Origin of the sequence: Microbacterium sp. Leaf351, from assembly GCF_001423825.1 — a bacterium.
Lineage (GTDB): Bacteria > Actinomycetota > Actinomycetes > Actinomycetales > Microbacteriaceae > Microbacterium > Microbacterium ginsengisoli.
The window spans coordinates 69,860-75,812 of the sequence record NZ_LMPK01000036.1; the positions used below are offsets into that span (position 1 = coordinate 69,860).

8 protein-coding genes are annotated in these 5,953 nt (G+C 70.1%); all 8 read right to left on the reverse strand.

Annotated features, from left to right (window positions below; translation table 11 throughout):
- Nucleotides 1–49: 49 nt before the first annotated feature.
- Nucleotides 50–622, reverse strand: coding sequence for a GNAT family N-acetyltransferase (locus tag ASG00_RS12285; RefSeq protein WP_056209945.1), 573 nt, complete (start codon nt 620–622; stop codon nt 50–52).
- Between the two features lie 48 nt (nt 623–670).
- Nucleotides 671–1,591, reverse strand: a complete 921-nt coding sequence (locus ASG00_RS12290) for an RluA family pseudouridine synthase (protein WP_056209946.1) — start codon at nt 1,589–1,591, stop codon at nt 671–673.
- 1 nt (nt 1,592) lies between these two features.
- On the reverse strand, nt 1,593–2,297 hold the full coding sequence (locus ASG00_RS12295; protein WP_137878137.1) for a signal peptidase II: 705 nt from the start codon (nt 2,295–2,297) through the stop codon (nt 1,593–1,595).
- 9 nt (nt 2,298–2,306) lie between these two features.
- Nucleotides 2,307–2,900: a DivIVA domain-containing protein gene (locus tag ASG00_RS12300; protein ID WP_056209948.1), complete on the reverse strand. Its 594-nt coding sequence runs from the start codon at nt 2,898–2,900 to the stop codon at nt 2,307–2,309.
- A 105-nt stretch (nt 2,901–3,005) separates the two neighbouring features.
- Nucleotides 3,006–3,308 carry a YggT family protein gene (locus ASG00_RS12305; protein ID WP_045247237.1) on the reverse strand — a complete coding sequence of 101 codons (303 nt, stop codon included), beginning with the start codon at nt 3,306–3,308 and terminating at the stop codon, nt 3,006–3,008.
- A 5-nt stretch (nt 3,309–3,313) separates the two neighbouring features.
- Nucleotides 3,314–3,775: a cell division protein SepF gene (locus ASG00_RS12310; RefSeq protein WP_056209950.1), complete on the reverse strand. Its 462-nt coding sequence runs from the start codon at nt 3,773–3,775 to the stop codon at nt 3,314–3,316.
- 30 nt (nt 3,776–3,805) lie between these two features.
- A complete protein-coding gene (locus ASG00_RS12315) occupies nt 3,806–4,495 on the reverse strand; it encodes a YggS family pyridoxal phosphate-dependent enzyme (RefSeq protein WP_056209952.1) in 690 nt (229 codons plus the stop codon).
- Nucleotides 4,496–4,566: 71 nt separating this feature from the next.
- On the reverse strand, nt 4,567–5,718 hold the full coding sequence (gene ftsZ / locus ASG00_RS12320) for a cell division protein FtsZ (protein ID WP_045247234.1): 1,152 nt from the start codon (nt 5,716–5,718) through the stop codon (nt 4,567–4,569).
- Nucleotides 5,719–5,953: the final 235 nt, after the last annotated feature.

Below are 5,953 nucleotides of genomic sequence, written 5' to 3' on the forward strand. Positions count from 1 at the left end.
CGCCCCTGAGGCCGAGGCGCGCTTCGAGGGCGGTCGCTGACCGTCGCGCTCACGCGAGCACGCGCCGTGCGATCACCCGGGGATGCCCGTCGAGCACCGACGCGGTCTCTGCCGCGCGGGTGAAGCCGTGCTGCTCGAAGAGGGCCAGCGTGCCGACATAGGCCATGGTCTGCTCGATGCGCGCGCCGCCGTTGTCGAGTGGGTACCCCTCGATCGCCGGAGCCCCGCTGTCTGCGGCGAAACGCACCGCTCCGTCGAGCAGGTGGTGCATGATCCCGCGCCGCTTGTGGCCGGGTCGCACCCGGAAGCACCAGACCGACCACACATCCAGATCGTCGAGGTGCGGGATGACGCGCGAACGCGCGAACGTGGTCTCACGCCGCGGGTGCACTGCGGCCCAGCCGACCGGCTCGTCGCCGTCCCACGCGACGACCCCCGGCGCCGGCTCGGCCGCGCACCACGAGCGGATGACAGCGGCCGCGCCGGCAGCATCGAGCTCGCGTCTCTCGCGCGACGGCAGCCGGTAGCTGAGGCAGGTGCACACCCGGGCCGTCGGACTCTTCGCGCCGACGAGCGTGAGCACCGCTGCGGCATCCGTCGCCGCGCGTACCTCGATCACCATGCGCCCAGTGTGGCCGCGGCATCCGACATCGACGTCAGCGCGCGCTCGTCAGTCGCCGCGCAGGACGGCCAGGGCGTGCGCGAGGTCGGGCGCGTAGGGGCTCTCGAACGAGACCCATTCCCGCGAGACCGGGTGCGTGAACGCGAGCCGATGCGCGTGCAGCCACTGCCGCGTGAGCCCCAGCCTCGCCGAGAGGGTCGGGTCGCCGCCGTACAACGGGTCACCCACGCACGGATGCCGGTGAGCGGCCATGTGCACGCGGATCTGGTGGGTCCGGCCCGTCTCGAGGTGGATCTCCAGCAGGGATGCCGCGGGAAACGCCTCGATCGTCTCGTAATGCGTCACGGAGTCCTTGCCGGCGGGCGTGACGGCGAACTTCCAGGAGTGCGAAGCGTGCCGCCCGATGGGCGCGTCGATGGTACCCGCAAGCGGATCAGGATGCCCCTGCACGACGGCGTGGTAGATCTTCTCGACCTCGCGCTCCTTGAAGGCGTGCTTCAGCTCGGTGTACGCGCGTTCGCTCTTGGCGACGACCATGAGACCGCTCGTTCCGACGTCGAGACGGTGCACGATGCCCTGGCGCTCGGGTGCGCCGGTCGTCGCGATGCGGAAGCCCGCGGCGGCCAGGGCGCCCAGCACGGTCGGGCCTTCCCAGCCGAGCGAGGGATGGGCGGCCACGCCCGCGGGCTTGTCGACCACGACGATGTCATCGTCGTCGTGAACGATGCCGAGATCGGGCACGGCCACGGGGATCACTTCGGGGTCGCGCTTCGGCTCCCACGCGACATCCAGCCATGCGCCGGCGCGCAGCCGGTCGGACTTGTCGATCACCGCACCGTCGACCAGCACGGTGCCGCCATCGATGACCTCCGCCGCGAACGTGCGGGAGAAGCCGAGCAGCTTCGCGAGCGCGGCGTCCGCCCGCGCGCCGTCGAGGCCGTCCGGAACCGGGAGGCTGCGGCTGTCCACGTCAGGCGCGCGTCGGCGTCGGGCCGGGCTCGTCGGCGGGCGGTGCAGGCCGTGAGGCGTCGTCCTCCCCGTCCGTCTCGACCTCGTCGGATGCGTCTGCGCCCGTCGGCTCCGCGCCCGACGCATCATCCCCGGCCGGCGAGTCATCGATCCCGTTCGGGGCGTCATCGTCCTCGTATGCCGCACCCGCACGGGGCTCACGTGTTCCGTCGAACCGACGACCCGTGAGGACGAGCAGGGCGACGCCGATCATCATGGTCGTGATGAAGATGTCCGCCACGTTGTAGATCGCCGGCATGAGCCACGGCGTCGAGATGAAGTCGACGACGTGCCCCACCGGGAAACCGGGGGCGCGGAGCACCCGATCGGTCAGATTGCCGAGCACACCGCCGAGGAGGAGCCCCAGCACGACCGCCCATGCGCGCGAACGCACGCGGGTCAGCGCGAGCCAGATGATGCCGAGGGCGACCAGCATGAGGGCGATCGTGAACACCCAGGTCACGCCCTCGCCGAGCGAGAAGGCCGCACCCGAGTTGCGGATCAGATAGAACCCGAGCAGATCGCCGATGATCGGCACGTTGCGCTCCGGGGGGAGCGTGAGAATCGCGAAGTGCTTCGCAAACTGGTCGGCGGCCAGCACCAGAATCGCGAGAATCGCGATGGTGGTACCGGCCGCCGCCGCACGAAGCGGGGGTCGAACCGTCAAGGAACGCCCTTACTGACCGATGGCCGAGACGGGCGTCTGGTCGGAGCCGCTGCTGGTCGAGTCGAGGTCGCGAAGCTTGCCCTCGAAGTAGCTCCGCAGCTGCGAGCGGTAGTCGCGCTCGAACTGGCGCAGCTCGTTGATGCGGGACTCGAGCGAGCCGCGCTCCTTCTCGAGGCGGGCGATCTCGTCACGACCGCGCGCCTCGGCGTCGCCGATGATGACGGCGGCCTGGGCCTTCGCCTCGGCCACGAGCTGCTCTCGCTGAGCCTTGCCCTCGGCGACGTGCTCGTCGTGCAGGCGCTGCGCGAGCTCCAGGATGCCGGCGGTCGCCGCCGCGCCCTCGACGGGGACGGCCGCGGGGGCCGGAGCGGGAACGGGCGCCTCCTCGACGGCGGGCGCGGGGGCCGGAGCGGCGGGGGCGGCGGCAGCGCCGGCCTCGAGCTCGGCGATCTTGGCCTTCAGCTCGTCGTTCTCGGTGAGCGCCTTACGCCACTCGACGACGATCTCGTCGAGGAAGTCATCCACCTCGTCAGGGTCGAAGCCCTCCTTGAAACGCACGTGCTGGAACTGCTTGGTGACGACGTCATCCGGAGTCAATGCCATGAGATCTTCCTCTTTCAGGTGGCGGCGGTCGGTAGGAGGGATGTGCCCGCTTCTCGGGCCGCTTCAGAAAAGCATAGCCCCGGGCTTCGGGGGGAGCGGAAGGACTCAGGACGACGCGAGATAGCTCGTCACCGACATCAGCACGAAGCAGAGCAGCAGGGTGATCGTGAACGCGAAGTCGATCGCGACGGGTCCGATGCGCAACGGAGGGATGACGCGCCGGAACATCCGGATGGGCGGATCGGTGACCGTGTAGACGATCTCCGCGACGACGAGCCCCGCCCCCCGCGGCCGCCAACCTCGGTTGAACATCGGGATGTAATCGAGGATCAACCGGGCGAACAGGACGAAGACGAACACCAGCAGCAGGATGTTCGCCACGGATGCGACGAGGCGGACAACCTCCACGGCGATTAGGGCGCGAACGGGACCGACTCGGGGTCGGCCTGGGCGATCGCGCCGTCGCCGGAGACGGCGATGTTCTCGGGGGACAGCAGGAACACCTTGCTCGTCACGCGCTCGATGCGTCCGAACAGACCCATCGCGAGCCCGCTGGCGAAGTCGATCAGACGGCGCGCGTCGGCGTCGCTCATCTGGGACAGGTTGATGATGACCGGCACACCGTCACGGAAGCTCTCGGCGATGTTCTGCGCGTCGCGGTACTGCTTCGGGTGCACGGTCAGGATCTCGTTCAAGGATGCCGCAGCGGGCTGTCGTACGATGGCCGGACGGTGGATCGGGGTCACGGGTGCTGCCGCCTTCTCGACATGACGCTCCTCCTTGCGGGACGCGCGAGGAGTGGGCTCCTCCTCGTAGACCTCTTCCTCGTCGGCGAGGCCCAGGTACACCATGGTCTTCTTCAGCGGGTTCGACATCGCATCCTCCGTTTGCTGTCTGGATCGAGGCTAACCGCGCTCGGGCCGCGGACCCGTGATTGCCGAGCCGATCCGCAGGTGTGTCGCGCCGGCGGCGATCGCCTCCTCGAAATCCCCCGTCATTCCGGCGGAGATCCACCGGGCGTCGGGGTCGATCGCCCGCAGGCGCTCGGAGAGCCGGGCGACACGCGCGAACGCGTCGGCCGGCGCCTCATCCAGAGGCGCGACCGCCATGAGTCCGCGCAGGCGGAGGGTGGGGCATCCGCCCACGTGCTCGGCGAGACGCTCGAGGTCGGCGGGGGCGACGCCGCCGCGCCCCGGGTCGTCCGTGAGGTTGACCTGCAGCAGCACGTCGAGGGCGGGATCGCCCTCCTCCGCCGCCGCGTCGAGCGCGTCGGCGAGCCTGTCCCGGTCGACGGAGTGCACGACCTGCGCGGCCGCGCGCACGGCGCGCGCCTTGTTGGTCTGCGCCTGGCCGATGAAATGCCAGCGGATGCCCCGTGCGGCCCCGATCTCGTCCGCTTTGAGGGTGAGCTCCTGCTGACGGTTCTCGCCGAACTCGGTGACGCCGAGCGCCAACAGGTCGCGCACGAGGTCGGCGGGGTGGAACTTCGTGACGACGATGCGGGTGATCTCCTGCGGCGCTCGGCCGGAGGCTACCGCCGCGGCGGCGATGCGCTCGTCGACGACGGTGAGGCGCTGGGCGAGGGTGTCGGGCACGGTGTGCTCCCGGGTGGAGATTCTCCGGCGGGCGGCTCGGGCTCACGCCCACCGGAGAACGGCGAACGGACCTACTTGAGGAAGTCCGGGATGTCGAGGTCGTCCTCGCCGAAGGCCGAGTCGTACGGCGCCGGGTCGGAGACACCGGCGTGCACGGGCACGGCGAACGAGGTGTCGTCGTCGCGCGGGTCGTCGACCGCTGCGACGGCCGCCGTCGGCGCGGGCGCAGCGGCGGCGCGCGCGGAGCCGAGCACGGGCTCCAGGCGCGGCGACGGCTCGCCGCCGTCGAATCCGGCGGCGATGACGGTGACGCGAACTTCGTCTCCGAGGGTGTCGTCGATGACGGTTCCGAAGATGATGTTGGCTTCGGGGTGCGCGGCCTCCTTGACGAGCTGCGCCGCATCGTGGATCTCGAAGATGCCGAGGTTCGAACCGCCCTGGATCGAGAGCAGCACTCCGTGCGCGCCTTCGATCGATGCCTCGAGCAGGGGCGACTCGACGGCGAGCTCCGCCGCCTTGATCGCCCGGTCGGCGCCGCGTGCGGAGCCGATGCCCATGAGCGCGGATCCCGCGCCCTGCATGACCGACTTGACGTCGGCGAAGTCGAGGTTGATCAGGCCCGGGGTGGTGATGAGGTCGGTGATGCCCTGCACACCGGCGAGCAGCACCTGGTCGGCGGTGGCGAAGGCCTCGATCATCGAGATGCCGCGGTCGCTGATCTCGAGGAGTCGGTCGTTGGGCACCACGATGAGGGTGTCGACCTCTTCCTTGAGGCGTCCGACGCCCGCCTCGGCCTGGCTCTGGCGACGACGGCCCTCGAACGAGAAGGGCTTGGTCACGACGCCGATGGTCAGCGCGCCGATCGATTTCGCGATCTTCGCGACGACGGGGGCACCGCCGGTGCCCGTGCCGCCGCCTTCGCCGGCCGTCACGAACACCATGTCGGCGCCGGCGAGGGCCTGCTCGATCTCGTCGGCGTGATCCTCGGCGGCCCGGCGGCCCACCTCGGGGTCGGCGCCGGCGCCGAGACCGCGGGTCAGTTCGCGGCCGACGTCGAGCTTGACGTCGGCGTCGCTCATGAGCAGAGCCTGTGCGTCGGTGTTCACGGCGATGAACTCGACGCCGCGCAGGCCGAGCTCGATCATGCGGTTGACGGCGTTCACGCCGCCGCCGCCCACGCCGACCACCTTGATGACTGCGAGGTAGTTCTGGTTCTGGCTCATGCCGGCCTCCGTCTCGTCCCGAACCCTGTTCCGGCACCCGGGCCGTCAACCTTCACGTTCAACATGAACGTTAAAGAATTGCCCGGTATGCAATTTCTCACTCGAAGGTAAGCGGCCGGAACGCGGCGCGGTCGCAGCGCGCGCGCGTGTCGCGACATCCTTCTCGGAAATCGATGCGGCGACGCTCGCTCACCCGTCCCGACCGTTCCGGCCGTGTCGCCGTCGAGTCAGCGGG